The following is a 15,026-nucleotide window of genomic DNA, read 5'->3' as shown; positions in this document are numbered from 1 at the left end:
ATGCGGATCAACTGCACGGTTCTGTATTTCGGGCGACGTGCGCCGACACCGCTCACGCTACGAAGAATCCGCAGGTCAGAACCTCGGGAGAATGGCCAGAGCCCAGTCGGTCAAAAGGACGAGGAAACCCGCCGCCCCCGTCATCCCGTGGAGTTACCCGCCCCTACCGTCGGCCGGGGTTCCAGCTCACAGGGCCGCCACCTCCGCCGCCGTGGGGTAGGACTCCTGCGCACCGGGCCGCGTGACGGCCGCGGCGCCGACACGCACCGCGAACCGCACCGCCTCCGTCAACTCGTCCCCGGCTCCCAACCGCCATGCCAGCGCGCTGGTGAAGGCGTCACCCGCGCCCGTGGTGTCCACCGCCCGCACCCGCTGGCTCGGGATGCGCACGGCGCTGCCGTCACCGGGCGCGGCCAGGGCGCCCGCCGCGCCCAGTGTCACCACCACCGAGCGCGGTCCACGGCCCAGCAGCGCCTTGGCCCAGGCCTCCGGGGTGCCCTCGGCCGCCGCCGGGTCGTCACGCAGCAGGAACCTGGCCTCGTGCTCGTTGACGACCAGCAGGTCGCAGGCGGCCAGCACATCGGCGGGCAGCGGGGCGGGCGGAGACGGGTTGAGCACCACCTTGGTGCCGGCCCGCTTGGCCGTCAGGACCGCCTCGGCCACGGTCTCCAGCGGGATTTCCAGCTGGAGCGACACCACCCGCGCGGCGGCCAGCATGTCTCCGGCCGCGCGCACGTCATCGGGCGTGAGCCGGGCGTTGGCGCCGGGGGAGACCACGATGCTGTTGTCGCCGGATGGGTCCACGATGATCAGCGCGACACCGGTGGGCGCCCCGCCGACCAGCACACCGCGGGTGTCCACCCCGCAGGCGCGTTGGGTGTCCAGCAGCAGACGGCCGTGCGCGTCGTCACCGACCCGCGCGAGCAGGCCGGTGGCGGCGCCCAGCCGGGCCGCGGCGACGGCCTGGTTGGCGCCCTTACCGCCCGGGTGGGTGGCCAGGTCGGAGCCGAGTACAGTCTCCCCGGCCGTCGGCCGCCGCTCCACGGCGACCACCAGATCGGCGTTGGCCGACCCGACGACCAGCAGATCGAAGCCGTGCATTCTCGTGCTCCTCACGTTGTCCACAGGTCGGCCGGGGTGTCAGCGGCCGACGGTAACGTCGTATCAGTTCGTAGCCGCGGAGGGAGGGCGGGGCGATGGGGGCTGGACAGAATGCCGCCGCAGGAGGGTTCCGGCTGAGCGTTCTCGAGGGCGTGCTGGAGCGGATCACGTACGCGAACGAGGACAACGGCTACACCGTCGCCCGGGTCGACACCGGCCGTGGCGCGGGGGACCTGCTGACCGTCGTCGGCGCGCTGCTGGGCGCGCAGCCGGGCGAGGCACTGCGGATGGAGGGCCGCTGGGACTCCCACCCGCAGTACGGCAAGCAGTTCACGGTGGAGAACTACACCACCGTGCTGCCCGCCACGGTCCAGGGCATCCGCCGCTACCTCGGCTCGGGCCTGATCAAGGGCGTCGGCCCGCGGATCGCCGACCGCATCGTCGAGCACTTCGGTACCGACACCCTGGATGTGATCGAGCAGGAGCCGAAGCGCCTGATCGAGGTTCCGGGGCTGGGGCCGAAGCGCACCAGGATGATCGCCGCGGCTTGGGAGGAGCAGAAGGCGATCAAGGAGGTGATGGTCTTCCTCCAGGGCGTCGGCGTCTCCACCTCGATCGCGGTGCGCATCTACAAGCAGTACGGCGACGCCTCGATCTCCGTGGTCAAGAACCAGCCCTACCGGCTGGCCGCCGACGTGTGGGGCATCGGCTTCCTGACCGCCGACAAGATCGCGCAGGCCGTGGGTATCCCGCACGACAGCCCGGACCGGGCCAAGGCCGGGTTGCAGTACGCACTGTCGCAGGCCACCGACAACGGCAACTGCTTCCTGCCCGAGGAACGGCTGATCGCCGACGCGGTGAAGCTGCTCCAGGTGGACACCGGGCTGGTCATCGACTGCCTGGGGGAGCTGGTGGCGGAGGAGGGCGTGGTGCGCGAGCGGGTGCCCGACCCGGAGGGCGGGGACCCGGTCTCCGCGGTCTATCTGGTGCCGTTCCACCGTGCCGAGATCTCCCTCGCCGGTCAGCTGCTCCGGCTGCTGCGCGGCCCGGAGGACCGGATGCCCGCCTTCCGCGACGTGGCCTGGGACAAGGCCCTGGCCTGGCTCAAGGACCGCACGGGCGCCGATCTGGCCCCCGAGCAGGAGCAGGCGGTACGGCTGGCGCTCACCGAGAAGGTGGCGGTGCTGACCGGCGGCCCCGGCTGCGGCAAGTCGTTCACGGTGAAGTCGGTGGTGACCCTGGCCCGCGCCAAGCAGGCCAAGGTGGTGCTCGCCGCGCCCACCGGCCGTGCCGCCAAGCGGCTTGCCGAGCTGACCGGCGCCGAGGCGTCCACGGTGCACCGCCTGCTGGAGCTGAAACCCGGCGGCGACGCGGCCTATGACCGGGACCGGCCGCTGGACGCCGACCTGGTGGTGGTCGACGAGGCCTCCATGCTGGATCTGATCCTGGCGAACAAGCTGGTCAAGGCGGTGCCGCCGGGCGCCCATCTGCTGTTCGTGGGCGATGTGGACCAGTTGCCGAGCGTCGGCGCGGGCGAGGTGCTGCGGGACCTGCTGGCGCACGGCAGCCCGATCCCCGCGGTCCGGCTGACCCGGATCTTCCGGCAGGCCCAGCAGTCCGGCGTGGTCTCCAACGCGCACCGGATCAATTCCGGTGCGCCGCCGATCACCCAGGGGCTCACGGACTTCTTCCTCTTCGCCGAGGACGACACCGAGGAGGCCGGGCGGCTCACCGTGGACGTGGCGGCCCGCCGCATTCCGGCGAAGTTCGGTCTCGACCCGCGCCGGGACGTCCAGGTGCTCGCGCCCATGCACCGCGGACCGGCGGGCGCAGGGGTGCTCAACGGCCTGCTGCAGCAGGCGATCACCCCCGCCCGCCCCGATCTGCCGGAGCGCCGGTTCGGCGGCCGGGTCTTCCGCGTGGGCGACAAGGTCACCCAGATCAGAAACAACTACGAGAAAGGGGCGAACGGCGTCTTCAACGGCACGGTCGGCGTGGTGACCGCGCTCAACGCCGAGGAGCAGCGGCTGACGGTGCGCACCGATGAGGACGAGGAGATCGACTACGACTTCGATGAGTTGGACGAGTTGGCGCACGCCTATGCCGTGACCATCCACCGCTCCCAGGGCAGCGAGTACCCGGCCGTGGTGATCCCTGTCACCACTGGTGCGTGGATGATGCTGCAGCGCAATCTGCTCTACACGGCTGTTACCAGGGCAAAACGCCTCGTGGTGCTGGTCGGATCGCGCAGGGCGATAGCACAGGCGGTGCGCGCCGTTTCCGCAGGCCGTCGTTGCACGGCTCTTGATCACCGGTTGATGGGCGCTCTCCACGGGGCCTGAACGGGCAGCAGGACACCCTGGCGCCGCGGGGTGATCCTGGGTGTTGAAGGGGTTCCAAGAGGAGGAAGATAGGCACTGCGTGCCACCTTTTGGCGTCTGACTGACCCCGGGTGCACGTATGTATGGCAAATGGGGGAAGGTAGTAGCAGTCAGGGCACCTCGAAGAAGAGGCACAACGTCGGTGAGGGATGACGTGAGCGACAACTCTGTAGTACTGCGGTACGGGGACGGCGAGTACAGCTACCCGGTGGTCGAGAGCACCGTTGGCGACAAGGGCTTCGACATCGGCAAGCTGCGGGCCCAGACCGGGCTGGTCACCCTGGACAGCGGTTACGGGAACACCGCGGCTTACAAGTCCGCGATTACGTTCCTCGACGGTGAGCAGGGGATCCTGCGCTACCGCGGCTACCCCATCGAGCAGATTGCCGAGCGTGGCACGTTCCTGGAGACCGCGTACCTGCTGATCAACGGTGAGCTGCCGACCGTTGACGAGCTCAGCTCCTTCAAGAGCGAGATCACCCAGCACACCCTGCTGCACGAGGACGTCAAACGGTTCTACGACGGCTTCCCGCGGGACGCGCACCCGATGGCGATGCTCTCCTCCGTGGTGAGCGCGCTGTCGACGTTCTACCAGGACAGCCACAACCCGTTCGATGAGAAGCAGCGCAATCTGTCCACGATCCGGCTGCTCGCCAAGCTGCCGACGATCGCGGCCTACGCCTACAAGAAGTCGGTCGGCCAGCCTTTCGTCTACCCGCGTAACGACCTTGGCTACGTAGAGAACTTCCTGCGGATGACCTTCGCCGTTCCGGCGCAGGAGTACGACCTGGACCCGGTCGTCGTCAACGCGCTGGACAAGCTGCTGATCCTGCACGCGGACCACGAGCAGAACTGCTCGACCTCCACGGTCCGGCTGGTCGGCTCCTCGCAGGCGAACATGTTCGCCTCGATCTCCGCGGGCATCAACGCTCTGTGGGGTCCGCTGCACGGCGGTGCCAACCAGGCGGTGCTGGAGATGCTGGAGAGCATCCAGGCGACCGGCGGCGACGTCGACGGCTTCATCCGCAAGGTGAAGAACAAGGAAGACGGCGTCAAGCTGATGGGCTTCGGCCACCGGGTCTACAAGAACTTCGACCCGCGGGCCAGGATCATCAAGGCGGCGGCGCACGACGTCCTGTCCGCCCTCGGCAAGTCCGACGAGCTGCTGGACATCGCCCTCAAGCTTGAGGAACACGCGCTGAGCGACGACTACTTCGTCAGCCGCAAGCTGTACCCGAACGTGGACTTCTACACCGGTCTGATCTACCGGGCGATGGGCTTCCCGACCGAGATGTTCACCGTCCTCTTCGCGCTCGGCCGCCTTCCCGGCTGGGTCGCCCAGTGGCACGAGATGATCAAGGAGCCGGGCTCCCGCATCGGCCGCCCCCGCCAGATCTACACCGGCGTCGAGATCCGCGACTACGTCCCGGTCGAGGCCCGCTAGTCCGCTTCCCGCGGGGGGAGCTACCCCCTCCGCGTACCGCCCCTTCCAATGAGGACGCCCCGCCACACCTCTGTGCGCGGGGCATGCCGCCTGTGACGGCACGCATCGGCCATCCCGTCTGTGCGAGGTGAGCGAGCCGCGGCGACATGAGCGGCTGGCGGCGAGAACGAAACACGGTCAGAGCAGCGCCCCGCGCCGGATCCCCCCACGGGTCCGGCGCGGGGCGCCCTGGATCCCGGATTCGGATCCCCCCACGGGTCCGTACCGGGCGTTCGGATGAGCGCCACGCTCCGTGCGCCATGCCGGGACGAAACAGTCCGAGAGGGCCGCTCAAGCTCTCCGGGCTTCGCCCCGGCGCACGCGGGCCTTCCGTCCCCCAAGACGGCTGACCCCACTATCGTCACCGAGTCCGCCGGGAGCCCGGTGATCGACCGGTTAGACCAACGACCCCCCTCCATGGTTACGTTGCCATGAGTGTGATCTAGGTCTCCCTTGATCGCTGCCGTAGTCGCGGGCAAATAGGCACGGGCTACGTCAGATGCACGAGACTCGTCGACACCGCCCCCTGCGCCGAACCGTGATTGACCATCGCGTAGCGTTAAACGCCCAGTCAGCAGCGGGTGTTGGGGCGGGCGAGCGAAATGGTGCGGAACGAGACGGACGGTGCGGCGGACATGGCGCCGAGGACCGTTGTGATCACCGGTGGTGGCACGGGCATCGGGCGTGCGGTTGCCGCCCGGTTCGCCGCGGCCGGTGATGACGTGGTGATCGTCGGACGGCGCCGTGAGGTGCTGCGCTCCGCCGCGGACGAACTCTCCGCCGAACACGGCCACAAGGTCACCCCGATCGTCTGCGACCTGGCCGACCCGGACGATGTGGAGGCGGCGCTCAGCCGGCTCCCGGACCGCATCGACGTGCTGGTCAACAACGCGGGCAGCCGTGAGGCCGCGGCGGGTGCCGGGCCGCACGCGGTACTGGCCCGCTGGCGCGGCGACTTCGAGCGCAACGTGCTGACCGCCGTGCTGCTCACCGAGTCGGTGCGCGACCGGCTCACCCCGGAACACGGCCGGGTGATCACGGTGACCTCGCTTGCCGCGCTGCGCGGCGGCGGCTCCTACGGCGCGTCGAAGGCCGCGCTGCACGCCTGGAACCACTCGCTGGCCGCCCAGCTCGGCCCGCAGGGCGTGACGTGCAACATCGTGGCGCCGGGTACGGTCGCGGGCACCGAGTTCTTCGGTGCGCGACTCAATGACGCGGAGCTGACCCGCCGGGCGGGGCGCACCCTGGTCGGCCGGGTCGGTCGGCCCGGCGATGTGGCCGCCGCGGTGGTGTTCCTCGCCTCACCGGACGCCGGATTCATCACCGGCGAGATCCTCCAGTGCAACGGCGGGGAGCTGCTGGGACGTTGACGCCGCCGGTCAGCGGCGCGACAGGGGCCGGGTGGGGGCCGTACACCGGCTCCCGACCAGGCCCCTGCGCGTACCCGGTCAGGCGCGGCCGGTGAGTTCGTATCCCGCCTCGTCCACCGCGGCGCGTACGGTGTCGTCGTCCAGCGGCGCGGTGGCGGTCACCGAGACCTGTCCCGCCTTGGCATCTGCCTCGACGGCGGTGACGCCGGGCAGTGCGGAGAGTTCTTCCGTGATCGCCTTCTCGCAGTGGCCGCAGCTCATGCCGGAAACGGCGTAGACAACGGTGGCGGTGTCGGAGTTGATGGCGGCCATGGGTCCTCCGGGGGGATGCGTGTGCGGTGTCGCCGGGGAGGCGGACGCCGCCTCCCGCACCATGGAACCATATACCCCCGGAGGGTATTCCGGCGGCGGGTGGAGGTCGGGCCGGTGTGTCCCCGGTGCTGGGCGCGCCAACACGCAGGGGTCCCCCTGCGGGTGGACGTTGCGGCACCTGCTCCTACACCGTACAGAGCACGTGCCGTCGTTCTGGCGGATGGATTCCCCTGTGGACCTGCCGGATTAGCCGGAACGCGATTGCCTGGCCGGTACGCCACCTGGCACCGTCGTCATGGATCTGGGCTACATCCCGGGGCGGGACTCTTCAAGGAACCGGGCCGCAACCCGGAATGAGGGACGGCGGGATGAGCGTTTCATCGATCGTGTCGGCACTGGACTCGCTGGACTTCACGTCCGCGCTGTCACAGCACATGGCGGGCAACATGCTGTGGGCTTATGTCCTGTTGGCACTGACCACCATCCCACCGTTGGTGCCCAACTCCGCCCTGCTGGTGACCGGCGGCATCCTCGCGGCCAGCGGGCGGCTGAACATATCCCTCGTCCTGCTGGTGGTCGCCGGTTCCGCACTCGCCGGTGACCTGGCCATCCACCGCACCGGCCGGGCGGTCAGCGGCCGGGTCCGGGCGCGACTGTACCGGCGCCGCCACCGCGGGCAGCTGCTGGAGTGGGCGGTCGGCCGGATACAGCGGTACGGGATCCCGTTCGTCATCGGCTGCCGCTTCCTGCCGAGCGGCCGGGTGATCGGCGGACTGGCGGCCGGAATCGTGCGGTACCCCGCGCGCCGCTTCCTGATCGGCGCGTCGATCGCGGAGGCGCTGTGGGCCACGTACTCGGTGGGCATCGGCTATCTCGGCGGCGAGGCCACAGGGAACTCGCTCTACGCGATGGGGCTCGGCCTGGGTGTCTCGCTGGTCGTCGCGACGCTGGGCGGCCTGGTGCAGCTAGCCGCCCGGCGCCGCCACGCCGAGGCGGTGCACGCCGAGGCGGTGCCGCCTGCCGACCCGATCGCCACCGACCGGGTCGGCCAGGCGCCCGCGCGCACCCCGGCCCTGGAGGGAGCGGCGCCGGACGTCGTCAGCGGATGACCGACCCGCTGACCGGACGAGGCCGTTCAGCCCGCGGGCGCTTGCTCGCCGCCCATCCGGGACGAGATCGTCCGTAGTGCTTCGGCCAGGTCGTAGGCGGAGGGCGCGCTCTCGGGATCGATCATCCACTGCACCATCACGCCGTTCAGCAGCGCGTAGTAGAACGAGCCGACGGTATGCGACTCCTTCTCGCCGAGCGCGCTCTCGTCAACTCCCAGGAACAGCGCCGCCATACCGGAACGAGCCTGCCGCAGCCCCTCAGTGAGGAACGCCCGCACCTCGGGCAGTCGGTCGATCTGGGTGAAACTCTCGAAACTCGCGGCCCAGACCGGCCGTTGCTCGCCAAGCGAGTCGATCATCCGGGTCCAGATCGCGACGAAACGCTCGACCGGGGTCGTGTCGGGTGCGATCTCGGCCGCCAGCGCGGTGCGCAGTTCCTCGCCCCACTCCTCGACCGTCTGCATCAGCGCCGCGTTCAGCAGCGCCTCCTTGGAGCCGTAGTGGTAGCCGATGGAGGCCAGGTTGGTGCCCGATGCCGCCACGATGTCACGCGCCGTGGTGCGTGCGTAGCCCTTCTCCCGGAGGCAGCGCTTGGCGCCCTCCAGCAGATCCTCGCGATGTCCCATGGCCGAATCGTAGCCCTGATTCTGACAACTGTCCTATACGAACGTGTAGGACGGTCGTATAGTAGTTGCCGGGACACAACACGGCGGCGGCGCCAGGGTCCTGGCGCCGCCGTGCCATGTGGTCCTACAACGCGATCACCAGTCCCGTTTCGCACGTGACCGGTTGCCCGGTCGTCTGGAGGTCCACAGGCGAATGGTGTCCGCATACCAGAAGGGCTTACCGCCCTCCACGACATCCGGTGGCGGCAGCAGGCCGTGCTTGCGATACGAACGCACGGTGTCGGTACGCACCCGGATATGCGCGGCGATGTCCGCGTACGACCACAGGGTTCGGTCCGGCATCTCTCGCACCTCCCACAGGGGCAGAGCCACAACGGATAGTGGCTGCTGTGCAGTCACTCTGTGCCGGACAACGACACCGGCCGTAGTCCGGCAGGCCCTGTGGAACATCTGTGACGGAGAACCGGCGTAATAGTGACAATCGTGTCGAGAGCGAGAAATGCCGTCAGGGCCGCTCGCCGGCGCTACCAGTGACGGCCGGTGGGCAGCTCGGCCAAGTGCGGTGAGCTGAGGTGCAGTACCTCGTAACCCGTCTCGCCCTCCGGCCGCTCGGCCAGGCGCTCCCAGAGCGTGAAGCGCACCAACTCCCAGTGCCGGGGGTCGATGGCGAGCGCCGAGGAGTGCACCGCGGGGGCGGAACCGTGCTCCCGCAACATGTCGAGTTCACGACTGACGAAGGAGGTGGGGTCGATGCCCGACGGTACGGGCTGGGTACGGCGAGTCGCGGCGCGCGGGGTGCTGGCGAACGCGGGGCCGCGCTCGTAGCCGACGCCGGTCCAGTGCTCCACCGGTGGGCGCCCGAAGTCGTCGACGATGCCGTGGAACCCGCCGCCACCCCACAGGAACCGGTTCATGCCGTCGATGGAGTGCCACAGGTAGAAGGGCGCGTACTGGTTGACTGGCGAGCCTTTCTCCCGCTCGCGGATCAGATACGCCTTCAACCCCAGGCCGGGAAAGGCGTCAAGGGCCGAGCCCCGGGTTCTGACGCGGCGCCTGATGATCTCCATGTCGTAGTCGGCGGGCAGGGTGATCTGGTACTGCATGGCGTACATGGCGGAGTGAACTCCCTTGGGCTGCCTAGTGGTCGGCTGACGCGAGGAGCGCCAGTACGCCGGTGACGGCGTGCTCGAACGGTTCGGTCGAGTCTGCGGCGCGGGCGAGTACGTAACCGCCTTGCAGCGTCGCCGCGATGGCGGCTGCGGTGGCCACCGGGTCCAGCTCCGCGCCGAGTTCACCGCGGGACTGGCCTTCGGCGATCACCTCGGCGAGGCGCTGCCGAAGCCAGCCGAACAACTCGTCCAGTGGCGCGCGTAGTTCAGGGCTGGCGATGATGTCCGGGTCCATCGTCAGACGCCCGATCGGGCAGCCGCGCAACACATCGCGCTCGCGGCGCAGATACGCGGTGATCCGCTCCAGGGCGGTACCGGGAGCGGACAGCAGGGCGTCCGCCGCCGTCCGCATCTGCTCCACGGATCGCCGCACGGCGGCCAGCGCGAGGTCGGCCTTGCCGCTGAAGTGGTGGTACATGCTGCCCTGGCCCGCCCCGGCGCGCTGGAGGATCGCCTTCGGGCTGGTCCCCACGTAGCCGCGTTCCCAGAGCAGTTCGCGGGTGCCTTCGATCAAACGGTCAGCCGTGTCCATGCGGTCAGTGTACGTACTAGTAGTTACAATTTCCAGGTACTCAGGCCCCCTCGGGCACCGCGAGGGCGAGAGCCCTGAAGGCCGGGAGGCTAAGGAACGGCGGCGCCGGCGACGGGATCGACGGTCTCCACGGCGCGTACCAGTGGGGCCAGTTCGGGCTCCTGGGCCGCCTCGTCGAGCGCCTCGCGCAGGGCGGCGTCGTTGGTCGGTCGGGCGGCGTCGAGCAGCGCCCGTCCTGCCTCGGTGACCTCGGTGTAGATGCCGCGCCGATCGTCGGCGCACAGATAGCGGGTGAGCAGGCCCTGGTCCTCCAGCTTGTTCACCACACGGGTGGTGGCGCTCTGACTGAGCACCACGGCGTTGGCCAACTGCTGCATCCGCATGTGGTAGCCCTGCTGGCGGCTGAGTACCCGGAGCACGGAGTACTCCGTCACACCGAGGCCGTGCGCGGACTGCAGGGCACGCTCGACGCGGCTCGCGATACGGGAATGCAGGGCAGCCAGCGCGCACCAGCCCTGAGCCAGAGCCTCTGTCGACTCCGACTGGTCCGTCCGGGACAATCGCGCCCTCCTCGCAGCGTACGTCCCGCCCAGTGTAGAGCTGTCGGCCGGAGGCCGGCGGCTCCTGCAAAGCGCCCCTCGGACCTGCCAGGCCCCCGAGGGGAGGCCGGCCGCGCCTGCCCGCCGGTTCGCGACCGCGCCCCCGCGGTGCGGCCATCCGCTCATCCCGCGCTCCTGTACGCCCCTCTGCGCGCCCCCCGCGCTCCCAACGCGCCCCGACTCGGCGCCAAGAACCCGTCACGAGTTCGTATGGGACCGCAGAGGCAACTGGTTTCCCGCATCCCCCTACCGGCCCGTCGAACACCCCCAACCACCAGGCAGAACGGGGGACTTTCGATCTGTCGCCTCAGGCACCATCCGGGTGGTAGGTCCAAAGGTAGGGGTACCCCCTAGATCACCCGTTCTGCTAGACATGGAACCGGGCCGAGGAGTTCATGTCGAAGTGCCGGACAGGCAACGGCGCCCTCGCAGCAGCATGTCGCGCAGGCACTCCGCAGGGACCATCGCGTTCGGCCACAGGTCGGGGAACCACAGGAAAGAGTTTCGGTGCAGTGGGTGAACTCCAGGACGCCAGCCGTTGGATACGCCGTTTCCACCCTGCCGAGGAAAGCGGAGTGCGTCTCGTATGCCTGCCGCATGCCGGCGGGTCAGCGCCCTTCTACTTCCCGATGTCGCGTGCGCTCTCTCCCGCGGTAGACGTCCTTTCATTGCAGTACCCAGGTCGCCAGGACCGCCGCGCGGACCGCGCCATCGAGAACATCGGTGAGTACGCCGACGCCATCGCCGCTGAACTGAAACCGTGGTTGGACCGTCCGACGGCCCTCTTCGGCCACAGCATGGGTGCCGTTCTCGCCTTCGAGGTGACCCGGCGTCTTGAGCGCGATCTGGATTTCGTTCCGCTGGTCGTTTTCGCCTCTGGCCGACGGGCCCCCTCCCGGTACCGTGACGAGAGCGTGCACCTGCGGGACGACGACGGTATCGTCAAGGAAATGCGGGTGCTGAGCGGCACCAACCCGGAGATCCTCGGGAACGAGGAGATCCTGCGGATGGTGTTGCCCGCGATCCGCAGCGACTACACGGCCATCGAGAAGTACCGGGCCGAGCCCGGTGCCGCGGTGCGGGCTCCCATCACCGTACTGACCGGTGACAACGACCCGCGGACCAGCCTGGAGGAGGCGCAGGCCTGGCGCGAGCACACCAGCGGTGCGTTCGACATCCACGTTTTCCCGGGCGGCCACTTCTTCTTGGCCAACCATCAGCAGCAGATCGTCAAGATCGTGTCCGCGGCGCTCAACAACCGCAGTACCGCGGTCTCTTAGTACAACCCCTGAGGGAGAGCCGAGGAGACCCGCCTGACCACGGGGCTCCCCAACCATTCGAATCGGCGGTGCGCCCACCACCCCAGGGCGCACCAGGATTCGTTGCCAAACCAAAGATCTGACGACCTGTTCCCGGCCTTCCACGGCCTGCGAACCCTTAATGGTTCCGATTTACGCGCATTGCCGTGACGTTAACTCCGTGCGGTCCGGCGCAATGCGAATCGGGGGAAATTGTGTCACTATCCGCCAAGTTGGTAGAGCGCGAGAGCCACATGGCCGCGCTGCATGAACTGCTGCAGAGCGCGACGAAGGGCCGAGGCCGTGTGGCCCTGATCAGCGGTGCCGTAGCGAGTGGGAAAACGGAACTGCTGGAAAGCTTTACCGAGCAGGCGATCGAGGAAGCCGCGCTACTCCTTGACGCCACCGGATCGCGAGCCGAGCGCTCACTGCCGTTCGGGATCCTGAGAAAGATTTTCGACCACCCCTCGATATCGCCGCAGGTGCGTTCCGACGCGATACGGCTGTTGGACGAGGCATCTGTTGAGGCGGCGCCGCACGCCCGGATGCGGGCGATGCCCTTCGCCTCCTGGGCGCTGCTGCAACTCGCCAGGGAGCAAACGGTCGTCATCGCCATCGACGATGTGCACTGCGCCGACGACCACTCCCTGCAATTCCTGCTCTACCTGGCCCGACGGGTGCGCCAGGCGCGGATCCTGATCGTGCTGACCGAGTCCACCAGGCTGCGGCAGGAGCAACTGGCCTTCCACGCCGAACTGCTGCGCCAGCCGCACTGCACCCGGGTGCAGGTGGGCATGCTGTCCCCCAAGGGCACCGCGAGCGTGCTGGCCGGTCACTTCGCACCGTCCATGGCGTCCCGGCTCGCCGCCGAGTGCCACGACATCACCGGCGGCAACCCGCTGCTGCTGCGCGCACTGCTGGAAGACTGCCAGGGCGCCGAGCGCGGCGAGCCGTTCCAGCGTGTCGCACCGGCCGAGACGTTCTCGCAGGCGGTGCGCGACTGCCTGCACCGAGGCGAGCCCGAGATGCTGACCGTGGCCCGCGGCGTGGCCGTACTGGGCGACGCAAGCTCAACCGCGCTGCTCAGCCGGGTGCTTGAGATCCACGCCGAGTCGGCGGAACACGGCATCCAGGACCTCAGCCGCTGCGCCGTGCTGGACGGCGGTACCTTCCGCGACACCTCGGCGCGCGACGCCGTACTGGCCGCCACCCCGGCCGACACCCTGTCGAGCCTGCACCTGCGCGCCGCGCACCTGCTGCACAAGGACGGCGCCAGCGCCCTCGACGTGGCCCGGCACCTGCTCGCCGCGCGTCAGGACGTGGCGCCGGAGATGGTGCCGGTGCTCCAGGAGGCGGCCGAGTACGCCCTGGTCGACGACGACACCGAGTTCGCGCTGCGCTGCCTCGAACTCGCCCACAGCGCCTGCCAGGTCGGCGCCACCCGGGCCGAGATCAAGGCCAAGCTGGTCAGCGTGGTCTGGCGCAGCTGCCCGGCGGCGGCCGAGAAGCACCTTCCGCAACTGACCGCGGAACTGGAGCCGGGAAGGCTGCCGCGCCGCTATCTGGCGATGTCGATGTCGTACCTGGCGTGGTCCGGACGGCTGGACGACGCGGTCGAGTCGGTCCGCGAACTCCAGTCCCGTACCGAGCGGTCGCGCACCGAGCAGGAGCCGGGCCACGACGAGGCGGCCCTGGAGGCCGCCCGCCGCTGGCTGGCCATGATCAGCCCGCCGTTGCAGTCGGTCTTCCCGGACTCAGGGATCAGCCGGGCGACGACACAGGGCGGGGCCTGCGGCACCGTGGGCGACGCCCACACCCAGGCGGCCTCCGCCATCTCCGCCTCGCTCGCGGACGGACGCGGTGACACCGCCGTGGCCGAGGCCCAGCGGGTACTCCAGCGGTACCGGCTCAGCGACAGCACCCTGCAGCCGCTGGTCTTCGCGCTGCTGGCGCTGCTCTACGCGGACCGCGCCGACCTGGCCCTGGCCTGGTGCGAGCGGCTGCTGAGCGAGTGCTCGGCCCGCCGCGCGCCGGCCTGGCACGCGCTGCTGTCCGCGGTACGGGCGGAGATCGCGCTGCGCCAGGGCGATCTGCCGGGTGCCGCGCACCACGCCCGTTCCGCGATGTCGCTGATCTCCCTGCAGAGTTGGGGAGCGCTCATCGCCCTGCCGCTGAGCACCCTGATCCAGGCCGAGACCGCGATGGGGCGGCACGACGAGGCGATGGCACTGCTCGAACAGCCGGTGCCCGCCGCCCTGTTCCGCACCCTGCCGGGGCTGCACTACCTACGCGCCCGTGGCCGCAGCCACCTGGCGACCGGCCGCTACCACGCCGCCCTGGAGGACTTCCTGGCCTGCGGACGGCTGATGGAGGAGTGGGGGGTCGACTCCGCCGAGTTGGTGCCGTGGCGGATCGACGCCGCCGAGGCCTGGCTCGCCCTGGACGAGGCAGGCCAGGCCAGGTCGCTGGCCGAGCGGCAGCCGCTGCGCGGAGGTTCGGGCACCAGCCGCACCCGCGGTGCGCAACTGCTGGTGCTGGCCCGCACCGCTGACCTCAAGCGTCGACTGCACCTGCTCAAGGAAGCGGTCGAGATCCTGGAGAACGGTGACGACCGGCTGCAACTCGCGGCCGCATTGGGCGAGTTGGGCAACGGCTACCGTGCGCTGGGCGAGTTCAACCGGGCGCGGCTGCTGGTGCGCAAGGCGTGGCACGTGGCCAAGGCGTGCGGTGCCGAGCCGTTGTGCCAGCAGTTGATGCCAGGTGACGCGGACGGCGAGGTCGCCGTCGCCGGTCAGGCGGACGTGTCACGTGAGGCGGAGGCGCTCACCGAGGCCGAGTCCCGGGTCGCGGTACTGGCCGCGCACGGACACACCAACCGGGAGATCGCCACCAAGCTGTATGTGACGGTGAGCACCGTGGAGCAGCATCTGACCCGGATATACCGCAAGTTGAAGGTCAAGCGCCGCCGCGACCTGCCGTCGAAGCTCGCCGAAAGCAGCCTGGCGGGCATCGCCTAGTGGTTCGGGGGGTGGGGGCTCGCCCCCAC

At 69.5% G+C, this 15,026-nt stretch carries 13 protein-coding genes; 6 read left to right on the top strand and 7 right to left on the bottom strand.

What is annotated here, in order from left to right:
• Positions 1 to 186: 186 nt before the first annotated feature.
• On the bottom strand, positions 187 to 1,101 hold the full coding sequence (gene rbsK, locus O5O46_RS32650; RefSeq protein WP_269859273.1) for a ribokinase: 915 nt from the start codon (positions 1,099 to 1,101) through the stop codon (positions 187 to 189).
• A gap of 95 nt (positions 1,102 to 1,196) precedes the next feature.
• Between rbsK and recD2 the strand changes: the two genes are divergently transcribed.
• From recD2 to O5O46_RS32635, 3 genes are all read left to right on the top strand, one after another.
• Entirely contained in the window at positions 1,197 to 3,443 is a 2,247-nt protein-coding gene (recD2, locus tag O5O46_RS32645; RefSeq protein WP_269859272.1) for an SF1B family DNA helicase RecD2, read from the top strand.
• A 193-nt stretch (positions 3,444 to 3,636) separates the two neighbouring features.
• Positions 3,637 to 4,926: a citrate synthase gene (locus O5O46_RS32640; RefSeq protein ID WP_269859271.1), complete on the top strand. Its 1,290-nt coding sequence runs from the start codon at positions 3,637 to 3,639 to the stop codon at positions 4,924 to 4,926.
• 641 nt (positions 4,927 to 5,567) lie between these two features.
• The gene (locus O5O46_RS32635) at positions 5,568 to 6,335 is read left to right on the top strand and encodes an SDR family NAD(P)-dependent oxidoreductase (protein ID WP_269859270.1); all 768 of its coding nucleotides are present in this window, start codon (positions 5,568 to 5,570) and stop codon (positions 6,333 to 6,335) included.
• A gap of 78 nt (positions 6,336 to 6,413) precedes the next feature.
• Here the strand turns inward: O5O46_RS32635 and O5O46_RS32630 are convergent, their stop codons facing one another.
• A complete protein-coding gene (locus O5O46_RS32630; RefSeq protein WP_269859269.1) occupies positions 6,414 to 6,647 on the bottom strand; it encodes a heavy-metal-associated domain-containing protein in 234 nt (77 codons plus the stop codon).
• A 368-nt stretch (positions 6,648 to 7,015) separates the two neighbouring features.
• Between O5O46_RS32630 and O5O46_RS32625 the strand changes: the two genes are divergently transcribed.
• Positions 7,016 to 7,756 (top strand): DedA family protein, encoded by a 741-nt coding sequence (locus tag O5O46_RS32625; protein ID WP_269859268.1) that lies wholly within the window; start codon positions 7,016 to 7,018, stop codon positions 7,754 to 7,756.
• A gap of 26 nt (positions 7,757 to 7,782) precedes the next feature.
• Here the strand turns inward: O5O46_RS32625 and O5O46_RS32620 are convergent, their stop codons facing one another.
• From O5O46_RS32620 to O5O46_RS32600, 5 genes are all read right to left on the bottom strand, one after another.
• Entirely contained in the window at positions 7,783 to 8,382 is a 600-nt protein-coding gene (locus O5O46_RS32620) for a TetR/AcrR family transcriptional regulator (protein ID WP_269859267.1), read from the bottom strand.
• Positions 8,383 to 8,517: 135 nt separating this feature from the next.
• Positions 8,518 to 8,724, bottom strand: coding sequence for a MarR family transcriptional regulator (locus O5O46_RS32615; protein WP_269859266.1), 207 nt, complete (start codon positions 8,722 to 8,724; stop codon positions 8,518 to 8,520).
• A 182-nt stretch (positions 8,725 to 8,906) separates the two neighbouring features.
• Positions 8,907 to 9,494 carry a DUF4865 family protein gene (locus O5O46_RS32610; RefSeq protein WP_269859265.1) on the bottom strand — a complete coding sequence of 196 codons (588 nt, stop codon included), beginning with the start codon at positions 9,492 to 9,494 and terminating at the stop codon, positions 8,907 to 8,909.
• Positions 9,495 to 9,519: 25 nt separating this feature from the next.
• Positions 9,520 to 10,083, bottom strand: coding sequence for a TetR/AcrR family transcriptional regulator (locus tag O5O46_RS32605; RefSeq protein ID WP_269859264.1), 564 nt, complete (start codon positions 10,081 to 10,083; stop codon positions 9,520 to 9,522).
• Positions 10,084 to 10,172: 89 nt separating this feature from the next.
• On the bottom strand, positions 10,173 to 10,643 hold the full coding sequence (locus O5O46_RS32600; protein WP_269859263.1) for a MarR family winged helix-turn-helix transcriptional regulator: 471 nt from the start codon (positions 10,641 to 10,643) through the stop codon (positions 10,173 to 10,175).
• A gap of 551 nt (positions 10,644 to 11,194) precedes the next feature.
• Here O5O46_RS32600 and O5O46_RS32595 point away from each other — a divergent pair.
• Positions 11,195 to 11,962: a thioesterase II family protein gene (locus O5O46_RS32595; protein WP_269859262.1), complete on the top strand. Its 768-nt coding sequence runs from the start codon at positions 11,195 to 11,197 to the stop codon at positions 11,960 to 11,962.
• A 185-nt stretch (positions 11,963 to 12,147) separates the two neighbouring features.
• On the top strand, positions 12,148 to 14,997 hold the full coding sequence (locus O5O46_RS32590) for a helix-turn-helix transcriptional regulator (RefSeq protein WP_269859261.1): 2,850 nt from the start codon (positions 12,148 to 12,150) through the stop codon (positions 14,995 to 14,997).
• Positions 14,998 to 15,026: the final 29 nt, after the last annotated feature.

It is taken from the genome of Streptomyces sp. RPT161 (assembly GCF_027533845.1).
Taxonomy (GTDB): Bacteria; Actinomycetota; Actinomycetes; order Streptomycetales; family Streptomycetaceae; genus Streptantibioticus_A; species Streptantibioticus_A silvisoli_A.
This window is presented reverse-complemented; position numbering and strand designations above follow the sequence as displayed.